25 protein-coding genes are annotated in these 21835 nt (G+C 61.2%); 9 read left to right on the plus strand and 16 right to left on the minus strand.

Translation table 11 applies throughout. The features are described 5' to 3' along the window. Positions 1 to 48: 48 nt before the first annotated feature. The gene (locus tag FHT93_RS13320) at positions 49 to 2049 is read right to left on the minus strand and encodes a methyl-accepting chemotaxis protein (protein ID WP_183847920.1); all 2001 of its coding nucleotides are present in this window, start codon (positions 2047 to 2049) and stop codon (positions 49 to 51) included. 445 nt (positions 2050 to 2494) lie between these two features. On the opposite strand from FHT93_RS13320, the gene FHT93_RS13325 reads away from it, so the two are divergent. Next, on the plus strand, positions 2495 to 3370 hold the full coding sequence (locus FHT93_RS13325) for a transporter substrate-binding domain-containing protein (RefSeq protein WP_183847922.1): 876 nt from the start codon (positions 2495 to 2497) through the stop codon (positions 3368 to 3370). Between the two features lie 65 nt (positions 3371 to 3435). Here FHT93_RS13325 and FHT93_RS13330 read toward each other — a convergent pair whose 3' ends face one another. From FHT93_RS13330 to FHT93_RS13350, 5 genes are all read right to left on the minus strand, one after another. Further along, on the minus strand, positions 3436 to 3849 hold the full coding sequence (locus FHT93_RS13330; RefSeq protein ID WP_007821246.1) for a tellurite resistance TerB family protein: 414 nt from the start codon (positions 3847 to 3849) through the stop codon (positions 3436 to 3438). Between the two features lie 48 nt (positions 3850 to 3897). Continuing rightward, positions 3898 to 4674, minus strand: a complete 777-nt coding sequence (locus FHT93_RS13335) for a thermonuclease family protein (protein WP_183847924.1) — start codon at positions 4672 to 4674, stop codon at positions 3898 to 3900. A 10-nt stretch (positions 4675 to 4684) separates the two neighbouring features. Beyond that, positions 4685 to 5353 (minus strand): helix-turn-helix transcriptional regulator, encoded by a 669-nt coding sequence (locus FHT93_RS13340; RefSeq protein WP_112969913.1) that lies wholly within the window; start codon positions 5351 to 5353, stop codon positions 4685 to 4687. A gap of 217 nt (positions 5354 to 5570) precedes the next feature. After that, on the minus strand, positions 5571 to 6218 hold the full coding sequence (locus tag FHT93_RS13345) for a response regulator transcription factor (RefSeq protein WP_113203348.1): 648 nt from the start codon (positions 6216 to 6218) through the stop codon (positions 5571 to 5573). A 90-nt stretch (positions 6219 to 6308) separates the two neighbouring features. Then, complete coding sequence (locus FHT93_RS13350) at positions 6309 to 6707, minus strand: hypothetical protein (RefSeq protein ID WP_183847926.1); 399 nt, start codon at positions 6705 to 6707, stop codon at positions 6309 to 6311. Between the two features lie 113 nt (positions 6708 to 6820). On the opposite strand from FHT93_RS13350, the gene FHT93_RS13355 reads away from it, so the two are divergent. Continuing rightward, positions 6821 to 7174, plus strand: a complete 354-nt coding sequence (locus FHT93_RS13355) for a DUF952 domain-containing protein (protein WP_113114649.1) — start codon at positions 6821 to 6823, stop codon at positions 7172 to 7174. Then, entirely contained in the window at positions 7171 to 8259 is a 1089-nt protein-coding gene (locus tag FHT93_RS13360) for a quinone-dependent dihydroorotate dehydrogenase (protein ID WP_183847928.1), read from the plus strand. Before FHT93_RS13355 ends, FHT93_RS13360 begins: the two co-directional genes overlap by 4 nt. Here FHT93_RS13360 and FHT93_RS13365 read toward each other — a convergent pair. From FHT93_RS13365 to FHT93_RS13375, 3 genes are read right to left on the minus strand one after another with little or no spacing between them, the layout of a single operon-like run. Beyond that, a complete protein-coding gene (locus tag FHT93_RS13365) occupies positions 8235 to 9581 on the minus strand; it encodes an MATE family efflux transporter (protein WP_183847930.1) in 1347 nt (448 codons plus the stop codon). The two genes, FHT93_RS13360 and FHT93_RS13365, sit on opposite strands and share 25 nt — an antisense overlap. A 32-nt stretch (positions 9582 to 9613) precedes the next feature. Next, positions 9614 to 10111: a CAP domain-containing protein gene (locus tag FHT93_RS13370; protein WP_183847932.1), complete on the minus strand. Its 498-nt coding sequence runs from the start codon at positions 10109 to 10111 to the stop codon at positions 9614 to 9616. 1 nt (position 10112) lies between these two features. Further along, the gene (locus tag FHT93_RS13375) at positions 10113 to 10379 is read right to left on the minus strand and encodes a DUF6460 domain-containing protein (protein WP_112969906.1); all 267 of its coding nucleotides are present in this window, start codon (positions 10377 to 10379) and stop codon (positions 10113 to 10115) included. 140 nt (positions 10380 to 10519) lie between these two features. Here FHT93_RS13375 and FHT93_RS13380 point away from each other — a divergent pair, with 140 nt between their 5' ends. From FHT93_RS13380 to FHT93_RS13390, 3 genes are all read left to right on the plus strand, one after another. Further along, positions 10520 to 11452, plus strand: coding sequence for a methyltransferase (locus tag FHT93_RS13380; RefSeq protein ID WP_113114879.1), 933 nt, complete (start codon positions 10520 to 10522; stop codon positions 11450 to 11452). A 195-nt stretch (positions 11453 to 11647) separates the two neighbouring features. Continuing rightward, positions 11648 to 12283 carry a YitT family protein gene (locus tag FHT93_RS13385; protein WP_112541660.1) on the plus strand — a complete coding sequence of 212 codons (636 nt, stop codon included), beginning with the start codon at positions 11648 to 11650 and terminating at the stop codon, positions 12281 to 12283. A gap of 130 nt (positions 12284 to 12413) precedes the next feature. Then, the gene (locus tag FHT93_RS13390; RefSeq protein ID WP_162709948.1) at positions 12414 to 12581 is read left to right on the plus strand and encodes a hypothetical protein; all 168 of its coding nucleotides are present in this window, start codon (positions 12414 to 12416) and stop codon (positions 12579 to 12581) included. Between the two features lie 66 nt (positions 12582 to 12647). Here the strand turns inward: FHT93_RS13390 and FHT93_RS13395 are convergent, their stop codons facing one another. Next, positions 12648 to 13109: a carboxymuconolactone decarboxylase family protein gene (locus tag FHT93_RS13395; protein ID WP_112541659.1), complete on the minus strand. Its 462-nt coding sequence runs from the start codon at positions 13107 to 13109 to the stop codon at positions 12648 to 12650. Positions 13110 to 13144: 35 nt separating this feature from the next. Next, complete coding sequence (locus FHT93_RS13400; RefSeq protein ID WP_112541658.1) at positions 13145 to 13645, minus strand: Rrf2 family transcriptional regulator; 501 nt, start codon at positions 13643 to 13645, stop codon at positions 13145 to 13147. Between the two features lie 95 nt (positions 13646 to 13740). Between FHT93_RS13400 and FHT93_RS13405 the strand changes: the two genes are divergently transcribed. Then, the gene (locus FHT93_RS13405; protein ID WP_112541657.1) at positions 13741 to 16251 is read left to right on the plus strand and encodes a ligase-associated DNA damage response DEXH box helicase; all 2511 of its coding nucleotides are present in this window, start codon (positions 13741 to 13743) and stop codon (positions 16249 to 16251) included. A gap of 35 nt (positions 16252 to 16286) precedes the next feature. Continuing rightward, a complete protein-coding gene (pdeM, locus tag FHT93_RS13410; protein ID WP_112541656.1) occupies positions 16287 to 17012 on the plus strand; it encodes a ligase-associated DNA damage response endonuclease PdeM in 726 nt (241 codons plus the stop codon). A gap of 5 nt (positions 17013 to 17017) precedes the next feature. Here pdeM and FHT93_RS13415 read toward each other — a convergent pair whose 3' ends face one another. Together FHT93_RS13415 and FHT93_RS13420 are read right to left on the minus strand one after the other, a co-directional pair. Next, positions 17018 to 17599 carry a transglycosylase SLT domain-containing protein gene (locus FHT93_RS13415; RefSeq protein WP_112541655.1) on the minus strand — a complete coding sequence of 194 codons (582 nt, stop codon included), beginning with the start codon at positions 17597 to 17599 and terminating at the stop codon, positions 17018 to 17020. 57 nt (positions 17600 to 17656) lie between these two features. After that, the gene (locus FHT93_RS13420; RefSeq protein WP_183847934.1) at positions 17657 to 18598 is read right to left on the minus strand and encodes an alpha/beta fold hydrolase; all 942 of its coding nucleotides are present in this window, start codon (positions 18596 to 18598) and stop codon (positions 17657 to 17659) included. A gap of 86 nt (positions 18599 to 18684) precedes the next feature. On the opposite strand from FHT93_RS13420, the gene FHT93_RS13425 reads away from it, so the two are divergent. Further along, the gene (locus FHT93_RS13425; protein WP_112541653.1) at positions 18685 to 19260 is read left to right on the plus strand and encodes a TetR/AcrR family transcriptional regulator; all 576 of its coding nucleotides are present in this window, start codon (positions 18685 to 18687) and stop codon (positions 19258 to 19260) included. On the opposite strand, the gene FHT93_RS13430 is transcribed toward FHT93_RS13425, so the two are convergent. The 3 genes from FHT93_RS13430 to FHT93_RS13440 form a co-directional block, all read right to left on the minus strand. Next, positions 19261 to 19821, minus strand: coding sequence for a dihydrofolate reductase family protein (locus FHT93_RS13430; protein ID WP_112541652.1), 561 nt, complete (start codon positions 19819 to 19821; stop codon positions 19261 to 19263). A gap of 225 nt (positions 19822 to 20046) precedes the next feature. Then, on the minus strand, positions 20047 to 20847 hold the full coding sequence (locus tag FHT93_RS13435; RefSeq protein ID WP_112969896.1) for a TIGR02186 family protein: 801 nt from the start codon (positions 20845 to 20847) through the stop codon (positions 20047 to 20049). Then, on the minus strand, positions 20847 to 21770 hold the full coding sequence (locus FHT93_RS13440) for a sulfite exporter TauE/SafE family protein (RefSeq protein WP_112541650.1): 924 nt from the start codon (positions 21768 to 21770) through the stop codon (positions 20847 to 20849). Before FHT93_RS13440 ends, FHT93_RS13435 begins: the two co-directional genes overlap by 1 nt. Positions 21771 to 21835: the final 65 nt, after the last annotated feature.

The following is a 21835-nucleotide window of genomic DNA, read 5'->3' on the forward strand; positions in this document are numbered from 1 at the left end:
ACGAATGGGCGGCCGAAGCCGCCCATCCTCATGCAATTTGTCGCTTGCTCAGAACTCCGTCCAGTCGGCTTCCTGGCTGCTGGACGGGGCAGCGGCATTGCTCGCGCCGAAGGCGCTGGCGAGCTTCTGGCCGAGCGCGCGGGCAGGCGAAGCCTTCGGGCGTGTCGTGCTTTCGGCAACGCGGACCGGCGTTCTGGCGGCTGGGCGTGTGGCGGCGCGCGGCGCGGCCGGTGCCGTCGGGATCGACGCGCTTGCAACGAAGCCGCCGGTGCCCGTCAGGCGGAACTGGCCGAGCAGGTTGTTGAGTGCTGCCGCTTCCGTGGCAAGGCCATGGCTGGCTGCAGTGGATTCCTCGACCATGGCGGCATTCTGCTGCGTGCCTTGGTCCATGGTGTTGACGGCTGTATTGATCTCCTGCAGGCCGGTCGACTGCTCGCGGGCTGCTTCTGCGATCGCATGGACGTGCTGGTTGATTTCCTGCACCTCGTGGACGATTGCGTCGAGCGCCTTGCCCGTTTCGCCGACAAGGCTGACGCCGGTCTGCACATGCGTACCCGATGTTGTGATCAGCGCCTTGATTTCCTTGGCGGCGTTTGCCGAACGCTGTGCGAGTTCACGCACCTCCTGTGCGACGACCGCAAAGCCCTTGCCGGCTTCACCGGCGCGCGCTGCTTCAACACCGGCGTTCAGCGCCAGCAGGTTCGTCTGGAAGGCGATATCGTCGATGACACCGATAATATTGCCGATCTCGACGGAGGATTGCTCGATCTGCTGCATGGCGGCAACCGCCTTGCGGACGACGTCGCCGGATTTTTCGGCACCGAGGCGGGTGCGGGCAACGAGCTGGCTTGCCTCTTCGGCCCGCTTTGCCGCGTCTCTTACGGTGGTGGTGATCTCTTCGAGCGCTGCCGCCGTTTCTTCGACTGAGGCGGCTTGCTGTTCGGTGCGCTTCGAGAGCTCGTCGGCAGACGACCGGATCTCGTTGGCGCCGGCGCTGATCGCGCGGGCATTGGAGCCGACCGTGTGCAGGGTCTCGTTGAGCTTCTCGATCGAATTGTTGAAGTCCTGGCGCAGCGCGTCGAGATGCGCGACGAAAGGCGTTTCGATATGCGATGCGACATCGCCGGCTGAGAGTCGGCGCAGGCCGTCTCCGAGCGCGTTGACCGCGCGCTCGAGATCGGCGGCTTCCGCAGCTCTCTGCGCTTCGCGTTCCCGGCGCTCGTTGTCGCCGAGGCTGCGGTCGGCTTCGGCGCGTGCCTCGATATGGGCGCGTTCGATCGCGTTGTCGCGGAAGATCGAGACGGCCTTGGCCATCTGACCGACCTCGTCGCCGCGGTCGAGCCCGCTGATATCGCTTGCGGTATCGCCTTCGGCAAGCCGCGTCATGCGCAGTCGAAGCTGCATCATCGGGGCGGCGATGCCGATCTGCGCCACGGCCACGCTGATGCCGACAGCTGCCAGAACCGCAATGCCGATCAGAATGAAGCAGAAGAAGATCCGCTCATTGACGGAAGCCGAAAGCGCGTCGCCGCCGTCGTTGAGCATCGTCATCATCGCATCGTTGTTGGCGATCATCTTCGGCGTCAATGCGTTGAGCTTGGCGTTGATCAGAGCGACATTTGCCAGGGCGCCGGCGCTGTCCTTGGCCTTGCTCTGTTCGATGATCTTGTTCGCCAGCGTTTCGATTTCATCGATACCAGCCTGGATTTCATCGATCGCGGCCTTGCGGCTGGGCACAAGCTCCAGCGCCTGCTTCATGCGGTCGCGCGCCTGCGGCAGCTTGCTCGGAGTGGCGAGTGCCGTTTGGAATGCCGGCGTATCGGGCTTCATGTCGGCAAGCAGGCTCACCTGCAGCACCGAGGCGACGACCGATGCGCTCGCGCGAGCGCTCTGCATCGAGGCCAGCGCCTCATGATCGATGAAGGCGCTATAGGTCGCGTCCGCCTGGCGGAACTCCGACATGACATAGACCAGTCCGGCCATGGTGATCAGCCCCAGGAGCGCCACGACCGATATGACTTTTGTACGGATTTTCAGATGTTTCAGCATGGAATGTCACCCGATTGGCCGGGTGTGTTGCGAACCCGGCGCTTTTGAAATCATTTGTTGCAGAACAATTCTTCGGTATTTCGGTGGCGGGAGATACCTTGAGAGGTTCGACATGCGCATCATGCGGTCGGCCGGTGAGGTCGGTGTCGTCGCGCCAAATAAGACCGGATATTGCTTAATTCCGCGCTAACGAGGGCATGCGATTGCTGTTAATTTCAGGGGGGCGGGCCGCTCTCGTCGCAGAGATCGCAAAACCGCTCCGCAGAATGCCGGAGTGATCTGTGTTGGATGGCGCTGTTGAAAAGTCAGCTTTGAAGGCAGAACAGACCTTCTGTTTGCGCCTCTGGCAGCTGGCAGAACGGCTCGGCCATATTCCCCACACGGGATGATTCTGCTACAGCTCGGCGGAGGGCCAAGCCCGCATGTAATCTCTAGGCAGGTCATAATGGTGCAATCTAAACCGGCGTTTATGGCTCGCGTAGGGATTTTCATCCTCTGCCTGTTTTCGGTTGCGCTGCTGTCGGCTTTTTCCGTATTTGCGCAGCAACCGGGCCTGTCCGTGCCTCTGCTCTTCGATTCCCGCGAGCGGCTGGCAAAGCCTGATCTCTCCTCGCTCGTGCGCCTGCGTTTTCTGACCTCGGTGGACTTTCCGCCTTTCAATTTCACCGATCAGAACGGCAAGCTTTCCGGCTTCAACGTCGATCTCGCCCGCGAGATCTGCACCGAGCTGGAGATCGCCGACAAGTGCCAGATCCAGGCGCTGCCCTTTGCCGACCTGCAGAAGGCGCTCGCCGGCCTACAGGGTGACGCCGTCATTGCCGGCCTTGCCGTCACGCCCGAGTTGCGCCGCGAGTTTCTCTTCTCCCGCCCTTATCTGATGCTGCCGGCCCGCTTCGTCCGCAACATAGGCGCCTCCGTGACCGGAACGACGGCTGCCGGCCTCGCCGGCCATTCCGTCGGCGTCGTCAAGGGCACCGTGCATGAGGCGATGCTTGCTGCCTTCTTCCCCGCCATCAAGGCTCAGCCCTTCGACAATAAGGAAGCACTGCTGACGGCCTTGAAGGAGCGCAAGATCGATGCTGCCTTTGCCGATGCACTGCAGCTTTCCTTCTGGGTTGCTTCGTCAGCTTCGGACAAATGCTGCGCCCTGTTCGACGGTCCCTATATGTCCGAGCATTTCCTGGGCGAGGGAATGACGATCATGCTGCGCCAGAACGATAGCGTGTTGACGGCAGCAATCGACCATGCGCTCGCAACGCTCTCGCGCAATGGCCGCCTGCAGGAAATCTATCTGCGTTATTTCCCTTACGGGCTGTATTAGAGCAATTCCAGCAAAACTGTGCAGCGGTTCAGCGTCCGGAAATTGCGTTAAAAAAGCCGAAAGCTTTAGCCCTTGCGGAAGCGGGCGATCGCGCTGCGCTCGATGGCGGCACAGGTCAGCTTGTCGAGACCGAGACGGTCGCGCAGCAGGCTGAGCAGCCGTAGTTCTTCTGCCTTGACGGAAAGGTCGGCCGAGGCGACTTCGACTGCCAGTGCATAGGCCGTGTCATAGAGACGGGCAGGCAGTGTATCGCGAACGGTTTCAAGTACCACATCCAGCCCTTCAGGGCCGGCGAGCAGCGAGGCGCAATCGCGGGCGATGGAAATCAGATTGTCGTCGTCGAAATCGCGGAAAACCGGCAGGAAGCCAATGAGCTGACCAATTCTCTCCATTTCCCGGTCGTTCATGGTGCTGTCGACGGCGGATGCCATCACCATCACATAGATCAGCGCGTCATGGGCGGAAAGCGGCTTGTTCATGTCTGATTCCCTCTTCGATGAGCGGAGATTAGGAATTGGCGGTCTCTATTACAAGGGAGCGGCCGTTTCGGGCCGGACTGCAGCTGCCGGCCTGCGGCGCGGATCCTCGCCGTGAATGCCCTGTTTTGCCTGCTTTGCCTTTTCGCCGGCAGCGGCAAGCGGTGAACCCGGCTGCGCCTCCACCCAGCCGTTTTCAACCAGCCATGTGCCGATATCCTGCTGCCCCAGCCGGCAGGCAGCAGTTGCCATGTCCTCCCACGCACCGGAAGGCAGGTCGCAATCGATCGTGCGGTTGCGTAGGTAGAGCCGCAGCGCCGTCTTCGCCATCATGCCGCACGGCCACTGCTTTCCGTCCGAGCCGCACCTCTTGTCGGCGGGCGTCTCGATGATATTGGCAATCTGCAGCCTGCGTTTACCGAAGGAGAGAATACCGGCGCTCTCCACCGTCGGTCGCAGCAGTTCCACGCTGTCCTTTCCGGCAGGGTTAGGTGATGGCGTCTCCGTCGGCGCTGGAACGCTTTGCGCGGTTGCCCCCGCTGGCGCATTCTCGGAGGAAGCTCTTGCTGGGGTTTCGGATGGAGCCGCTGCCGGCTCGGTTGGCGCAGGCTCCGTTGCCCGGGCGATCAATTCGGCGTCTTCATCCGTGAGCGATGCAGGCGGCTTTGCCATATCGGCGGTCGCATCGGGCAGCGCCGCGGCGACATTTCCGGCATCGGCGTCAGATGCCAGCCCCCCGCCGCCACTGAGCCGTGCTTGCCCGGCCAAGAGCAGGCCGACCACGACCGCCATCCCCGCGATACCTGTGATCAAGGCTGCAGGGCGCATGATTATTTTCCTATTGGCTGGCCCAGATGATACGGGCAATCCATTCGACGTCGGAAAGCTCGATCGTCCGGTTGGGATGCTCGGGATTGAGCGACAAAAGTTCGATGGAGCGCGGGCTCTGCCGCAGAAGCACCTTGGCCATGACCTCGCCCTCGCGTGTCTTGACGACCACACGGTCGTTGCGGCGCACTTGCGCGCCGGGCTCCACGATCAGCACATCGCCGTCGCGGTAGAGCGGCATCATGCTTTCGCCCTGTATCTCGAGCGCATAGACGCCGGCCTTCTGCGAGGGGCCGGCTGGGAATTCCACAACATCCCAGCCCTGGCCGGCAGGAAAGCCGCCATCGTCGAAAAAGCCGCCGGCGCCCGCCTGTGCAAAGCCGAGCAGCGGAATTGAGTTCCCCTGTGAGGCAAAAATTCCCTCCGGCAGGCTTGCGGCCGCAGCCCCCGCCGGCCGCATGAAGCCGAGGAACTGCTCCATGCTCGCCCCCGTCGCCTCCAGCACCTTGGCGATGGATTCCGTCGAAGGCCAGCGCAGGCGCCCGTCTGCCGATAGCCGCTTGGATTTGTTGAAGGAGGTCGGATCGAGACCCGCTCGCCGCGCAAGACCAGACGGCGTCAGGTCATGCCGTTCGGCAAGCCTGTCGATCGCTCCCCAGATCTGGTCATGTGACAGCATATGCGTCCGGTTCCGCGGTCCATCCGGCCGCTTTTTATCGCCGGCAGATTAACCGAGGCATTTCCCCGAGTAAAGCGAAAATGAGGAATAAAATCCTGTCTCATGTGTGCGCAGGCTAAAGCATGTCGCGCAAAAGTGCGCAGCGGTTTTGCGATAACGAACATGCGAAAACAAAAGCCTGAAGCGTGGCAAGCGAATCCGAAGATCGCGCCACGCTTTAGGCGACCATCGCCATATTGATCTTGCCGAGCTGGATCACTGCCTGCGTGCGGCTGTCGACATTGAGCTTCAGGAGGATTGCCGAGACATGTGCCTTGATCGTTGCTTCGGAAACACCGAGCTCGTAGGCGATCTGCTTGTTCAGGAGTCCTTCGCCGAGCATGGTCAGCACCCGGCTCTGCTGCGGCGTCAGCGTGTGCAGGCGGTGGATGAGGTCGGCGACATCGGGGTCCTGTTCCTGTCCGTCGCGATAGCTCTCGGGCGTCGCAATGTCGCCCGCGAGCACTGTCAGGATGCCGCGGCGGATATCCTCGATGCCTGAAGATTTCGAAATGAAGCCGGAAGCGCCAAGTTCCAGCGCCCGGCGGATTGTCGTGGTGTCGTCGGTCGCGGATATGATGACGATCGGCAGGCTGATGAATTCGGAGCGCAGCGCCATCAGACCGGAAAAACCGCTGACTCCTGGCATGGCAAGATCGAGCAGCATCAGGTCCGCATCCGGGTGCTCTCCCGCAGCCGTTCTTGCCGCCGAGAAATCTCCGGCTTCGACGATCGCCTGCCGTCCGTCCATGCCGGTCACCGCCTGCCGCAGAGCGTCGCGGAACAGCGGGTGGTCGTCAGCGATGATGATGGTCTGTTCCTGCATCGAAAACTCCCTCCCAAGAGCTCGATCCCGTCAGTCCTGTCCGGCTCCCCCGCACGAACATGACTCTCCACTTATATGAATATAACCAGATCAACTCCGCTGCGGAAGGGGATTGGCCTTGTCTTCCGCCTGGAATTCCCGAACTATACCCATGAAACTGCGCATCATCCGCTCCATGATGCCGATCGATCGGTCGACTTCCGCATCCGTCGGCAAGGCGGGCCGGGCGCCTGAATTCTTTTCCAGCGCGCTTACGCGATCAGCGAGCCGATCGAGTTCGTCCTCGTAAGCCGCGCGTTCATCGGCGGCCATGCGGCAGACCAGGGCACCATCCTTCTCGGTGCAGAGCGACATCGCCCCTGTCTGCCTGTCGAGGCGCACGAAATGGTCGCCGCTGCGTTCGAGCTGGAAGCGGGCGGTATCCGGCTCGGCCGCCAGTGCCGCACATGGCAGAAGACCGGCGGCAAGCAGTACTGCAAATGCCTTCATCGTCTCATCCTCCGCAAAGCGTGATACCCGTCCGTTTTTGCGCCCGCAGGCGTGGACATCGCCGTCTCTTTGGGGCAAAGCCCTCATTAACAAGGCCAGCCAACGGGATCATCATGACCGCGACACCGACCCTTTACAAGATCGTGCCGGAGGCACTCTGGAAGGAGGCCAGACAAACCGGCATTTTTCATGGCGCCGGCATTGATATCAAGGATGGCTTCATCCATTTCTCGACCGCGGACCAGGTCAGGCAGACCGCGGCCCTGCATTTCGCCGGCCAGGCCGGTCTCGTCCTCGTCGCGATCGATGGGAGCGGTTTTGGCGACAAGCTGGTCTTCGAACCCTCACGCGGCGGCGCGCTCTTCCCGCATCTCTATGCCGACCTGTCGCTTTCGGCCGTGCTCTGGGAGGCCGCGCTGCCGCTCGATAATGCCGGCCTTCACATCTTTCCGGAGCTCTCAGCGTGATCGACCCCTTCAAGCGCATCGCCCGCCGCGGCCTCTTCCTCTTCGATCCGGAGACCGCGCATGGCATGTCGATTGCGGCGCTGAAGTCAGGCGTCGTGCCCGCCTGCCGTATCGCGCCGGACCCGCGCCTGCGCCAGACCGTCGCCGGGCTCGATTTTCCCAATCCGCTCGGCATGGCAGCCGGTTACGACAAAAATGCCGAGGTGCCGGAAGCGCTCTTGAAGCTCGGCTTCGGCTTTACCGAAATCGGCACCGTCACCCCGAAGCCGCAATCGGGCAATCCGCGCCCGCGCATCTTCCGTCTGGTGGAAGACGATGCGGTCATCAACCGCCTCGGCTTCAATAATGAAGGCCATGATGCAGCTTTCCGCCGCCTTCAGCAGGTCAGTCGCGCCGGCATCGTCGGCGTCAATATCGGCGCCAACAAGGATAGCGAGGACCGCATCGCCGACTATGTCGCCGGCATCCGCCGCTTCTATTCGGTCGCCCGCTATTTCACCGCCAATATATCCTCGCCCAACACGCCGGGCCTACGCGACCTGCAGGCGCGCGAAAGCCTCGCGGCCCTTCTGTCGGCTGTTTTGACGGCGCGTGACGAGGAAGCGGAAAAGGCCGGACGGAAAATCCCGGTCTTCCTGAAGATCGCCCCCGATCTCACAGAAGAAGGCATGGATGACATTGCTGCAGAGGCGCTGTCACATGCACTCGATGGTCTCATCGTTTCTAACACGACGCTCTCGCGCGACGGCCTGAAGGATCAAGCCCAGGCGAAGGAGACCGGTGGCCTTTCCGGCGCGCCGCTGTTCGAAAAATCGACGGCCGTACTCGCCAGGATGCGCAAGCGCGTCGGTCCCGCTCTGCCGATCATCGGCGTCGGCGGCGTCTCTTCGGCCGAGACTGCGCTGGAAAAGGTCAGGGCAGGGGCCGATCTCGTGCAGCTCTATTCCTGCATGGTTTATGAAGGTCCGGGCCTGCCCGGCACCGTCGTGCGCGGCCTCTCAAAGCTGCTCGACCGCGAAAAGGTCGCCTCGATCCGCGATCTCCGGGATAGCAGGCTCGACTACTGGGCAGCGCGAAAGGTCTGAGCTGCGCGCGGTTTGACCAGCACGACCAGGAAGAAACCGCGAAACAGCAGGAAGGCATTCATCGCCAGCCACAGGCCGTGATTGCCGAAGAGCGGCACGAAGACGGCAAGCATGGCAAGATAGCCTGCAAAGGACATCAGCATGCGGTTGCGCATGTCGACGGACCATGTCGCGCCGATGAAGACGCCATCCATCAGGAAGGCGAGTGCGCCTGTCAGTCCCGTCACCGCCGCCCAGGGCAGGTAGGTCTCGGCGGCTGCCTGTACTTCCGGCGAACTCGTCAGTCCGGAGATGAGGGCAGGACCGGCAAAATAGAAGAAGGCGGAAATGATTGCCGCAAGCCCGAAGGACCAGAGCGTCGTGAGCTTCAGGCCACGATCGAAGGCGGGCTTATATTGCGCGCCGATCGCCCGCCCGGTGATCTGTTCGGCGGCATTGGCAAGACCGTCGAGATAATAACCCGACAAGAGAAAGAAATTCATCAGCACCGCATTGGCTGCAAGGGTAATGGCCCCGAAGCTGGTGCCGATGCGGGTCATGATCGCAAAGGAGCCGATCAGCACGAAGGTGCGGATCAGGATATCGCGGTTCAGCGCGAAAAGCTCGGCAAGCTTGCTGCGCGAAAAGATCTCCATCCGATTTGGCCGATGTGCCCGATCGAAGCTGCGCAGCACGATGAAGAGACCGGCAAGCGCGCCCACCGTTTCGCCCGCCATCGTGCCCCAGGCGACACCCGAAACACCCCAGTCGAGCGAGAGCCCGAGATAGATGGAGAGCAGGATGTTGATGCCGTTGATCACCGCCTGCAGCAGCAGTCCCGTCCGGCCTTGTCCGCGGCCAAGCACGAAGCCAAGCAACGCGTAATTGGCAAGGGCTGCCGGGGCTGCGAGGATGCGGATCGAGAAATAGGTGCTGGTTGCCTCGGCAATACGGCCTTCCGCCCCCATCAGCTTCAGCCCGACAACAATCAGCAGCGGCGACAGCACCAGAAGCACCAGACCGGAGCCGAGTGCGGAGACCATCGCTCGCCAGAAGACGGCCTGCTGCTCGTGTTGATCACGCCGCCCGAGTGCTTGCGCCGTCAATCCGGTCGTGGACGCCCGCAGGAAGTTGAAGCTGCCCATGATGAGGTCGAACAGCATGGCACCGATGGCGAGCCCCGCCAGCGCTTCCGGATCGCCCATGTGGCCAACGACGGCAGTATTGGTGATGCCGAGCAGCGGCGTCGTCATGAAGCCGAGCGTCATCGGAATGGCGATCGACAGCACCAGCCGGTGCGTCACGTCGAAGGCCAATATATTTCTGCTGCCGCCTGTATCCATATCCGCCTCTTGGGGAGAGAGGCGGTGTCGCCTCAGTTGGAAAGCACCATCGCCCAATAGGGCAGATTCTTCGAAGCCGTATTATGTGCAACGGCAACGCCGAGACCGCTATAGCGTCCGAGCATATTTTCCAGATGGTGGGGGGAATTGATCCAGGCAGTGACGACCGCATCGACGCTCTGCTGGCCCGCTGCGATGTTTTCGGCGGCCGGAAGGGAAACGCCGCTCGCCTTCACGCGGGCGCCGAAACTGTCCGTCATGCCCATCAGATGCTTCATCTTGCCCGCACTGGCCATGCGCTTGGCCTGGAAGATCGCGGCGGCACTTGCATGCGGATCGACGCTGAGCGGCGGCAGGCCATTCTTGGTGCGCAGCTGGTTGACGAGCGGCAGCGCCGAAGCGGTCTGATCGACGCCGTCGGATGGTGTGCTCGCCATTTTCGGCGTGGTCGTGCAGCCGGCAATGCCGGCGGCCAGTGCGAGGCCCGAAAGCTGAAGAATGCCGCGGCGCGAAAGGATGATTGAGCTCATGTTATTTGCGATAGCTGAAAAGACGGATGATGATGAAGATCGGGATGACGATGGTCGCACCCAGCATCAGATAGTCGCCGACGCGCCCGAGCGCCGAAAAACCCTGCCGCCACAGATGCACCACGAAATCGCGGAAATTGTAGATGAGCTCCCAAGGGGTGAGCCCGAATATGGCCATGACGAAGCCGACGATCAGCGAGACCACCAGAAGCTTGATGATCGTGCGGCCAATGGAATCGCCGAGGAATCTGTTTACCTGATCGGACATGCGCCATCTCCTGTTTGCCTTGAGATACGGTCACGGCGATTCGGCCGCAAGCCTTTTCCGCCAAGGCAGCACCGCCTCTGAAATAGGACTTGAGTTTTTTTGTGGCCGCAGCCAAATGCCGCCAGCCAAAGGGTCCGATCATGCAGCCAAGCCAGCTTTCTTCCGGCGACGTCATCGCCGACCGCCGTGCCGACTATGCGAAGATGCTCGACGAGGGCGGCGAAGCGGAAGCGGCGGCCGAGCTGATGGAGCAGGCGCTGGAACTTGCTCCGGCCTGGGCCGCCGGCTGGTATCGCCTCGCCACCTACCGTGAAAAGGCGGGTAAGGCGCATGCTGCCGTCGAAGCCTATCACCGCACGCTGGACCTCGACCCCGAGGATATCTTCGGGGCGGGCCTGAAGCTCGCGCTGCTTGGCGATACCGAGACGCCCGCTCAGCCGTCGAGCCGCTATGTCGAGCGCCTCTTTGATGATTATGCCGAGCGCTTCGAGACCTCCCTGGTAAAAAAGCTGGATTATTCCGTGCCGCAGAAGCTCGCGGCACTGATCGCTTCCACCGGCAGGCACTATCAGCATGCCGTCGATCTCGGTTGCGGCACGGGCCTGCTCGGCCCCGAAATCCGCGCCCACGTCACGCGCCTCGAAGGCTTCGACCTGTCACAGAACATGCTGGCAAAGGCCGCCGAAAAGCATGCCTATGACCATCTCGCCCAGGCCGATCTGTCGCTGGCGCCTGAAGCTTCCGGCATCTTCTCCGATGGCGGGCGGCACCGTGCCGATCTCGTCACGGCCGCCGATGTGCTGATGTATCTCGGCAATCTCGAAAGCGTCTTTGCGATCGTCGATGACCTCGCCGCAACAGGTGCCAACATCGTCTTTTCGGTCGAGGATGGCGGCGAGGGCGACGGCTTCAGCCTGGCGCCGTCGCTGCGTTATGCTCACTCGCAAACTTACATCGAGGGACTGGCGTCAGCCCACGGCCTCGAAATTCTCGATATCGTCAAAACCACCATTCGCAAAGATGGCGGCAGACCGATATCCGGCATTCTGTTCCTTACGCGCAAGGCGGCTTAAGCGCATATTTCTTGCGATTTTAAAATAGGTCAGCATTGCTTACGTATTTCGCTTGCGCACAACCGGGCAAGGCCTGATAATTCGGCCATCCCGCGAGACAGCGACGCGCTCCAAAAGCGCAGCACGCGCCGCATCCATCCCTACATTGCCCCTACCTCCGGCCGGTCCGGAACAGCCGCTATTGGAGATCGCGACATGAGCCAGATCATCAGTGCCCTCGGTTTCTGGAATACCACCGCGACACGCCACACGCCGGTCGAGGATGTGCAGGGCATATTTTCCGGCAGCCTCATCTCCGCGCTCGGCCTCTATGTGCTCGCCAGCGCCGGACTCCTGACCGGCAGCACCGCAGGCGTTGCCTTCCTGCTTCACTACGCCTTCGGAGTGAACTTCGGCCTCGCCTTCTTCCTGCTCAACCTGCCCTTCTTCTACCTCTCGTGGAAGCGCCTCGGCACAGCCTTTACGATCAAGACCTTCATCGCCATCGGCCTGACGTCGCTGCTCTCCAGCCTGCAGCCGAAGGTCATGGAAATCGCCGCCATCCATCCGGCATGGGCAGCCCTTCTCGGTGGCCTGCTGCTTGGCTACGGGCTTCTTGCTCTCTACCGCCATCGCGCCAGCCTCGGCGGCGTCGGCATCCTCGGCATCTATATGCAGGAGCGTTTCGGCATCCGCGCCGGCATCGTACAGCTCGCGATCGACATGTGCGTGCTGGCAGCCGCCTTCTTCGTCACCACGCCGCCGGTCGTCTTCTATTCCGTGCTCGGCGCGGTCGTGCTCAACCTCTTCGTCGCGATCAATCATCGGGCCGACCGCTACATCGCGCTATAACATTCTCCCAGCTGATCTGCCCGGAAACTCAACCTTACAAATTGGTAATCCGTTATAAACAAAACGTAACTTGCCTGTGATGGATCCCGGCGTGAAACTTTCCCCCGCGCCGGAATTGATGAGGTGAGCTATGTCAGATCTGGAAAAGCTTGTCAGACGCCGCATGCAGGAAGAATACACCAAGGGTTCTTCCGCAGAGGAAATAACGAAGGTCATTCGCGACATATTCAACAGCGTCGACCTGTCGGGCAAATGGCCTGCAGCCGTTGCCGCACGGGCAATGACGGGTCACAAGTGACCAAATAGTCAACCGACCCGATACTTCGGGTCGGTCACAGGATGAATTCCCTTCAGGCGGAATCTATCAGGCTGCCTTTAGCGGCGCATCGATCGGATGCTGGCTGCGGAAGCCAACGGCAAGCCGGTTCCAGATATTGATCGTGCCGATCGCAACCGTGATCTTGGTCATTTCTTCCTCTGAAAAATGCGCCTTCAGCGCCTCGTAATCTGCATCCGGTGCACCGGTCTCGGCAATCTTCGTCACCGCGTCGACCCAGGCGAGCAGAGCGCGTTCGCGGGCGTCATAGACAGGCGATTCCCGCCATACGCACATGAGGTTGATCCACTGTTCGGAAAGGCCGTGGTGGCGCGCTTCCTTCGAATGCATGTCGACGCAATAGGCGCAGCCGTTGATCTGCGAGGCGCGAAGCTTGATCAGGTGAATGAAGCGCTTATCCAGTCCGGATTCCTGGACATATTGCTCCAGCGCCGCGACGGCCTTGTAGGCATCCGGGGCGGCTTTGCCGAAGTTGAAACGTGCTTGCATGGTATTCTCCTTGGGTTGGGGTTTGTTGTTGCGGCTCAGCGAGCCGCTTTTCTCTCGTGCATTTCCATGAAGGCGCAGCCTCTGGCAGCAATCCCGCCGTCATCATCTGCGGAAAGTTCGGCCAGGATTTCGGCGATACTGGTGTTTGCGAGTTCGGCGCGATAGGCGCGCTCTGCTCTGAGCATTGCCGCCGTGATCTGGCAGGGTTTCGTGAAATAGCGCTGCGGCAGCGGGTTCGGCCCCCGCTGGCGGATCTCCGAACAGCGGAAGGCCGGTGCCGGCCCTTCGACCGCGAGCACGATATCGAGCAGCGAAATATCCTCCGGCTTCTTCGCCAGTCGATACCCGCCTTTGGGACCGGGCACTGTTTCCAGAATTCCGCTCCCCGAAAGCGCCTGCAGATGCTTCAGCAGGTAGCTCGTGGAGACACCGTGATATTCGGCAAGGGCCGCAGCCGATAACACGCCGCCTTCGGAGAGCCCGGCCAGCACTGCCGTGCAATGAATGCCCTGTTCGACACCGTCACCAAGCTTCATGGCCAATCTCCTATATCATGGATATAATTTATCCATGATTATGCCAAGGAGTCAATAGCGCTTCTATTCGCTGATGTTTGAACTACATTTGCCCCGTGGATCAGATCGATGCCGAAACCAGCCTTGCCTTGCCCCCACCCTTCCTCCGCTGGTTTGCGGAAAAGGGATGGCGCCCGCGCGCCCATCAGCTTGAATTGCTGGCCCGCGCCGAAGCCGGCGAAAGTACGTTACTCATCGCGCCAACCGGCGCCGGCAAGACGCTCGCCGGCTTTCTGCCGTCGCTGACCGACCTCACACGCCGCGGCAAAATCCCGCCGGGCTCGGCCTTCACAGGCATCCACACACTCTATGTCTCGCCGCTGAAGGCGCTGGCTGTCGACATCGAGCGCAATCTCATGAAGCCCGTTACCGAGATGGGCTTACCGATCTCGATCGAGAACCGCACCGGCGATACGCCGAACGCCAAGCGCCAGCGCCAGAAGCTGAACCCGCCGGATATCCTGCTGACGACGCCGGAACAGGTGGCCCTGTTGCTTGCAAACCGGGAAGCCGAACGCTTCTTTCGGGATTTGAAATACGTCATCTTCGACGAACTCCACTCGCTCGTCACTTCAAAGCGTGGCCATATGCTCTCGCTTGGCCTTGCCCGCCTGCGTCGGCTGGCGCCCGATCTGAAGACCATCGGCCTTTCCGCTACCGTTGCCGAACCCCTGGATTTGCAGAGATGGTTGGTGGCGCAGCAGGAGGGCAGGGCGAACCACGCTGGCCTCGTACTCGTCGAAGGTGGCGCCAAGCCCGATATTTCCATTCTCGATACGGAAGAACGCATCCCCTGGTCCGGCCACGCCGCCAAATATGCCATCCCGGATGTCTACCGCCAGCTCATCGACCATCAGACGACGCTGCTCTTCGTCAATACCCGCTCGCAGGCCGAGATGCTCTTTCAGGAGCTCTGGACGGTCAACGAGGAGAACCTGCCGATCGCGCTCCACCATGGCTCGCTGGATGTTGCGCAGCGCCGCAAGGTCGAAGCCGCCATGGCCGCCAACCGCTTGCGGGCCGTCGTCGCCACTTCGACCCTCGACCTCGGCATCGACTGGGGTGATGTCGATCTGGTCATTCATGTCGGTGCGCCGAAGGGCGCCTCGCGCCTTGCGCAGCGCATCGGCCGCGCCAATCACCGCATGGACGAGCCGTCGAAGGCGATCCTCGTTCCCGCCAACCGTTTCGAGGTCATGGAGTGCCAGGCTGCCCTCGATGCGAATTACATCGGCGCACAGGATACGCCGCCCGTCGGCCGTGGTGGTCTCGATGTGCTGGCCCAGCACGTGCTCGGCATGGCCTGTGCTGAACCCTTCGACATGCTGGAACTCTATGACGAGATCACCAGCGCCTCGCCTTATGCCGATCTTGCGTGGGAGACCTTCGAGCGCGTTGTCGATTTTGTCGCGACCGGCGGTTACGCCCTGCGCACCTATGAGCGTTACGCCCGCATCCGCAAGACCAAGGAAGGCCGCTGGCGCGTCTCCAATCCGCAGGTCGCCCAGCAATATCGCCTGAACCTCGGCACCATCGTCGAAGACCCGATGCTGAACATCCGTATGGCCAAGCGCGGCGAGGGCGGCAGGCTCGGCCGTCCGGGCGCCGTGCTCGGCAAGGTCGAGGAATATTTCCTCGAACAGCTGGCCCCTGGCGATACGTTCATCTTCTCCGGAAAGGTTCTGCGCTTCGAAGGTATCCGGGAAAACGAGGCTCTGGTCAGCCAGGCCTATTCCTTCGATCCAAAAATCCCCTCCTATGCCGGCGGCAAATTCCCGCTTTCGACCTATCTCGCCGATCAGGTCCGCTCGATGCTCGATGATCCCGCCCGCTGGCACCGTCTGCCGGATCAGGTGCGCGACTGGCTGTCGTTGCAGAAGGAAAAATCGCTGCTGCCGAAGCGCGACGAGCTGCTGATCGAAACCTTCCCGCGCGGCAGCCGCGGCTATATGGTCATCTATCCATTCGAGGGCCGTCTTGCGCACCAGACGCTCGGCATGCTGCTCACCCGCCGACTGGACAGGGCAGGGGCAAAACCGCTCGGCTTTGTCGCGACGGATTATTCCCTTGCCATATGGGGTCTGGAAGACCTCGGCCTGATGATCGCCAATGGGCGCCTCAGCCTCTCAGATCTCTTCGACGAGGACATGCTGGGTGATGATCTGGAATCCTGGCTGAACGAATCCTTCCTTCTGAAGCGCACCTTCCGCAATTGCGCCGTGATTGCAGGCTTGATCGAGCGACGCCATCCGGGCAAGGAAAAGACCGGCCGGCAGATCACCGTCTCCGCCGATCTGATCTATGATGTGCTGCGCACCCACGAGCCCGATCACATCCTGCTGCAGGCAACACGGCAGGATGCTTCGACCGGACTTTTGGATATTTCCCGCCTTGGCGATATGCTGAGGCGAATCAAGGGCCATATCACCCACCGGGCGCTGGACCATATTTCGCCGCTCGCCGTGCCGGTCATGCTGGAAATCGGCCGGGAATCGGTGCCGGGTCAGGCCCATGATGCGCTGCTTGCCGAAGCCGCCGACGATCTGATCGCCGAGGCCATGTCCTGAGAAATCGGGCCTGAATTATTGGGAATACGAGAGTGATGAACCGCCTAGCGCTCGCGCGCGACATGATCAGCCTTGCTGCAATACCGGGCGTCGAAACCGCCATCCACGGTGTTGCCGCCGTCTGCGATCCGCTTGGTGCGCTCTACCTGCCGGATGCCGGCATTCTCGTCGTTTCCGACCTCCATCTGGAAAAAGGCGCAGCTTACGCCCGCCGCGGCATGATGTTGCCGCCCTACGATACGCTGGCGACACTGACCGTGCTCGCCGCCGTCATTTCCCGCTACGATCCGAAACTCGTCATATCCCTGGGTGACAATTTCCACGACCGTGTCGGCTCGCAGCACCTGCCGGATGCCTTCCGTGCCCTGATCGTCGAAATGGCCCGCGGCCGCGAATGGATCTGGATCAACGGTAACCACGACCCTGACGGTACCGTCGACTTGCCCGGCACCTGTTCGGATGAACTTTTTTACGCCGGCCTGACCTTCCGCCACGAGCCGCGCGAGGGTCTGCAGAAGGGCGAGATCGCCGGCCATCTGCATCCGGCGGCCACCGTCCGCCGCCGCGAAAAATCCGTCCGCCGTCCCTGCTTTGCGACCGACGGCGCGCGTCTGCTGATGCCAGCCTTCGGCGTCATGAGCGGTGGCCTCGACCTTGGCCACAAGGCGATGAAGGGCCTCTTCGACAAGGCTTCGCTGATCGCCCATCTGCTCGGACGCGACCGGATCTATTCGGTGCGCTACGGCAATCTGCGCGGCTGAAAGGCTTAATTACATCCCTGCAACTGCTGCTGATATGTCCCGGCCATCCGTGCAAACTTCTGTGCCGTCTGCTGCAGCTGACCATTACTGCGCCAGTCGCCGCGCTTGTAACCGGTCGGGCCGGAGTAATAGGCCAGGTAAAGGTTATAGGCGTCGTTGAGCGGAATGCCCGTCGTTTGCGCGTTGCTGTAGTGGTACCAAGCGATGAAATCGATCGCGTCGCCAAAGTTCGTGCGACGCGCGGACCAGTTGCCGGTTTCGGACTGGTAGTGATCCCAGGTTCCGTTCAGCGCCTGTGAGTAGCCATAGGCCGTCGACGGTCTCGTCCAGGGAATGAAACCGAAGAGTTTTGTGCGCGGCGGACGCGCATAGGGCTGGAACCCGGATTCGACATACATGGTCGCCATCAGGATCGGCACCGGCACGCCGTATTTTTTCTCGGCACGCTCTGCGGCGCCCTGCCAGCTGGTGAAGAGACCGTCCTTCTGATCGAAGACGGCGCAGATATTTCTCGTCTGGCGGGGCGCTGTCGCGCAGCCGGCAAGCAGGGCCAGCCCGATGGCCGCAAGCACGATACGAGTACGCATGATACAAACCTCTCGTTTCCGAGAGATTACTAACTCGTAAACGTTAAAGAGCGGTTTTTATGCGAATACGAGATGTTCTGGCGGCTTTTTGTGAGGCCAGGGATTGGTGCCGTCCCGCAGCCAGAGCAGCGTATCCAGCCAGAAGCCGGCGGCATGGCGAGCATGAAAAAGATCGAAATGCCCGATCCTTGGAAATCCGAGATCGTCTGGCGCCAGCAGCACCTCCTCCACTCTGGCATTGCGATAGTGGTAAAGGCCGCGGCGAATGGCCTGCACCGTGGCAATCTCGTCATCGGTGACGGTGAGGCCGAGGATCGGTGCATGGAAGTCTTCGAAGGATTTTGAGGCGTCTTTTTTTGCAGCCGAGCGAGGACTGTTCCATCCCCGCTGGAATGCCCAGTCGAGCGCGACGTCCTTCGGCAGATCTTCGAGCCAGCCGAGACACCGTCCGGGAAAATAGCCGGCAAGCAACGTTATCGCCGGCATCAGAAGATGCCATTTCGCGAACAGCCGCCCGCGATGATCAGGCGCATAGTCCCGCCAGTTCCCATATTGTGCCCCGACCGCCAGCATCCGGGCAACGCGGTCGCAATGCGCCGAAAGACCTGGCAGGAAGCCGCCGATACTATGCCCAACGACAAAGAGCTCTCGGCCGGGCCTTTGGGCCTCCATGAAACGTAGCGCTGCATCGAAATCCCGCTCGCCCCAGTCCCGCCAGCGATAGCCGCAGTCACGCAACCGCTCCGGTCGCGAGAGGCCGATGCCGCGATAGTCATAGGTCAGTACATCGAAGCCATGTTCGGCGAGAAAGCGCGCATAATAGTGATAATAGCGCGCCGCAACGCCGGATGCCGGATTGATGACGACGTTGCCATTGCTGCGTTTGCTGGTCGCACTCCAGATGTGGCCGTGAAGCGCAACACCATCGGAGCACTCGATCACGACGGCTTCCGCCTCCTTGATAAGATCACTCTCCCTGCGTTTGCCTGCAGCCGGCATCTGTCGTCCCCTTCGTCCCTGACCCTGCAGGACACTAGCCGTCAAGCCGTGTTGATGACACTCACTAGTCGGTATACACTGCTGTCATGGTCAGATCCGCATCAGACACGCGGGAGCGCATCGTCGCAGCCGCCGCGAAACTCTTCTACAGCGACGGCATCCGCGCCGTGAGCGTCGATGCGGTAGCGGAGAAGGCAGATGTCACCAAGCGCACCCTCTACTATCATTTCGACAGCAAGGACGATCTGATCGCCGCCTATCTGGAAAGCCGGGATCAGCCCAATCTCGCTGTCTACAGGCGCTGGTTTGCGGAAACGGACGGCGATCTCGCGGCGAAGGTAAAGGGCATTTTCGACAATCTCGCCCGTTCTGCCCGGCACCCGAAATGGAAGGGCTGCGGATATCTCAGAACTTCGGCGGAACTCGCAAACATGCCCGGCCATCCCGCGATCAAGGTCGGCGCCGCGCATAAGAAGAATGTCGAGCACTGGCTGGTGACGCTCTTCGAGGCTGAGCATGGTGCTGACGCGGATAAACTCGCCCGCCAGATCGTGCTGCTGCTCGACGGCTCCTTTGCCGCCGTACTCCTGCATCGCGATCCGACCTATATGGAAACGGCCGGCGAAGCGGCTGCAGCCCTGGTGGCTGCAGCCGGAAAATGATCATTCTGCGGTGCCGGGTTCATAGCGCAGGATCACCGCACCGCTCTTGGTCACCGAGGAATCGAGCAGCTTCAGCGCCCTCTGGTTTTCCGCGGGCTTGAAGTGCGGATTGCCACCGCCGAGGATGACCGGCACGAGGCAGATACGGATTTCATCCACCAGTCCAGCCTTCAAGAGGACATCGGCAAGCTCGGCGCTGCCGAAGATGAAGATCGTCTTGCCGCGCTCCTCCTTCAGCCGCTTCAGTTCGGGTACCGGGTCGTTGACGACGCGCGTATTGTTCCAGTCCGCCTTTTCCATGCTCCGCGAGACGGCAATCTTGGCGATGCCGTTCATATAGGCCTTGATCTTGTCCTCGCTCTCCGCGGTTGGCCAATAGGCCGCCATGCCCTCATAGGTCTTGCGTCCGAAGACCAGAAGGTCGCCTTCCTCGCCGAACTGCTCGGCATATTTTTCGAGCTCCGGCCCCCAGGCCAGGTTGTGGAACTCGATGTCCCACGGTTTCGTCCCTTCGAAGTAGCCATCCAGCGTCATCAGGTTCCAGACAACAAGCTTCCTCATCTCATCCTCCTTGGACTGTGTCCTCTTCAAAACTAGTTGCTAATAACAACTAGTTTTGAAAATAGTCTAACTGATAGCAAAATGCAAGCGGTTAAAAATGGGGGAGTTTGAAAGGCGGCAGCAGCGGGCATCGGGACACGCTTTTGCCGTCCGCTACGTGATGGCCGTCGGATGTTTGATGAAAACCTATCTGAAACTTATCGACCGGTGGCGGAGATCCGCGGATCAATCCTTGCGGAAGATCAGGCTGGCGCCCCATCCCGTCAGCACGGCCAGCAGTACCGCAAAACAGCCGTAGAAAATCGGTTGCTCATGCGCAGCATCGGTAATCGTCTGCTCGATACCCGTCTTGATGACGCGCAGCGGCTGCGATTTCTGCGTCACGAACTTGCCGCTCTTGAACAGATAGGCGCGCACCGTATGCACGCCGTTCGGAATGTTGGCCGGCAGCCGCAGGCTTGCCTTGAAGAGGTTGGAGGAGACGAAGCGCACGCCGCTCGGATCGCGCTCGTAGAGCCCGCCCACCTGCTGTATGCGCCGGAAGGCGGTGCGGAATTCGTTGAGACTGTTGAAATTACCGGCAAAATCGATCGGCCGCAGCGGAATATGGTCGATGCCGATCCCTTCGCCGGTAAGGTCCAGCGGCGTCGTGATATCATCGATGGAACGCGAACTCGACATTGAATAGGAATGCGGCACGTCGGCAAAGGTCATCGACGAGGTGTTGATCCAGATGCCGAAGACCCGCTCCTTCTTGCGCACGGTGGCATCCTCGCGCGGTCCTTCCAGAACCACGATGACATCATACTGGCCGATGGCGAGCAGCAGGTCGTCCGTATTGGTCACTGCACCGAAAATCGTCAGGTCCGCGCCGCGGAAATCCGAGGTGATGGCGATCTCGCTGGTCGAAGTGCCAATTTCCAGCAATTCGCGTTCGGCCTGCGTCGTTCCCTGTCCGGGCAGCATCATCTGCGCCGACGCGGTCACAGGCATGAGAAGGACAAGAAGCAGGAGGAGCCGAAACATCAGTTCCCCACTCCCATGACCACCGAATAGATATCCTGCGGTGTTACGATCAGCGCGACGGCAAGGCGCAGGCCGACGGCTAGAACCAGCAGACCGAGCAGGGCGCGCAACTGCTCGCCGCGCAGCCGCTGGCCGACACGCACGCCATATTGCGCACCGATGACACCGGCGAGCATGAGGAAGAACGCGAGCACGATATCGACGGAATAGTTGGTCGCCGCCTGCACGATCGTCGTATAGGCGGTCACGAAGATGATCTGGAAGAGCGAGGTACCGACGACGACATTGGTCGGGATGCGCAGCAGGTAGATCATGGCCGGAACCATGATGAAGCCGCCGCCGACACCCATGACGGAGGTCAGGATGCCGATCGCAAAGCCGAGCGTCACGATCGGAATAACCGACAGATAGATCTTCGATTTCTTGAACCGCACCTTGAGCGGCAGCTTGTGAACCCAGTGCTGATGGCCGGGCTTGCGGGGCGCCGGTGCCTCGTTGCGGGCCGCCCGGCGCATGGCATTGACGCTTTCCCAGAGCATCAGCCCGCCGACTGTACCGAGGAAGACGACGTAAAGCAGCGAGATGAAGAGGTCGAGCTGACCGATCGCGCGCAGCAGCGAGAAGATCCAGATACCAACAGTCGCGCCCGAAAGACCGCCGACAAGCAGCACCGATCCGAGCTTCACATCCAGCGTGCCGCGCCGGAAATGCGTGATCGCCCCGGAGATCGAGGAAGCGACCACCTGGTTGGCCCCGGTGGCGACGGCGACGACCGGCGGAATGTTATAGAAGATCAGGAGAGGCGTGATCAGAAAGCCGCCGCCAACGCCGAACATGCCCGACAGGAAGCCAACGGCGGCCCCCATGCCGAGAATGATGAAGATGTTCACCGACAATTCTGCGATGGGCAGATAGATTGTCACAGCCGACCCCGATTATCGCCGCGCCCGCCGCGGCGGCCTGTCTCACGTCCCCGTTCGAATGGCGC

Source organism: Rhizobium sp. BK379, assembly GCF_014193955.1.
Lineage (GTDB): Bacteria > Pseudomonadota > Alphaproteobacteria > Rhizobiales > Rhizobiaceae > Rhizobium.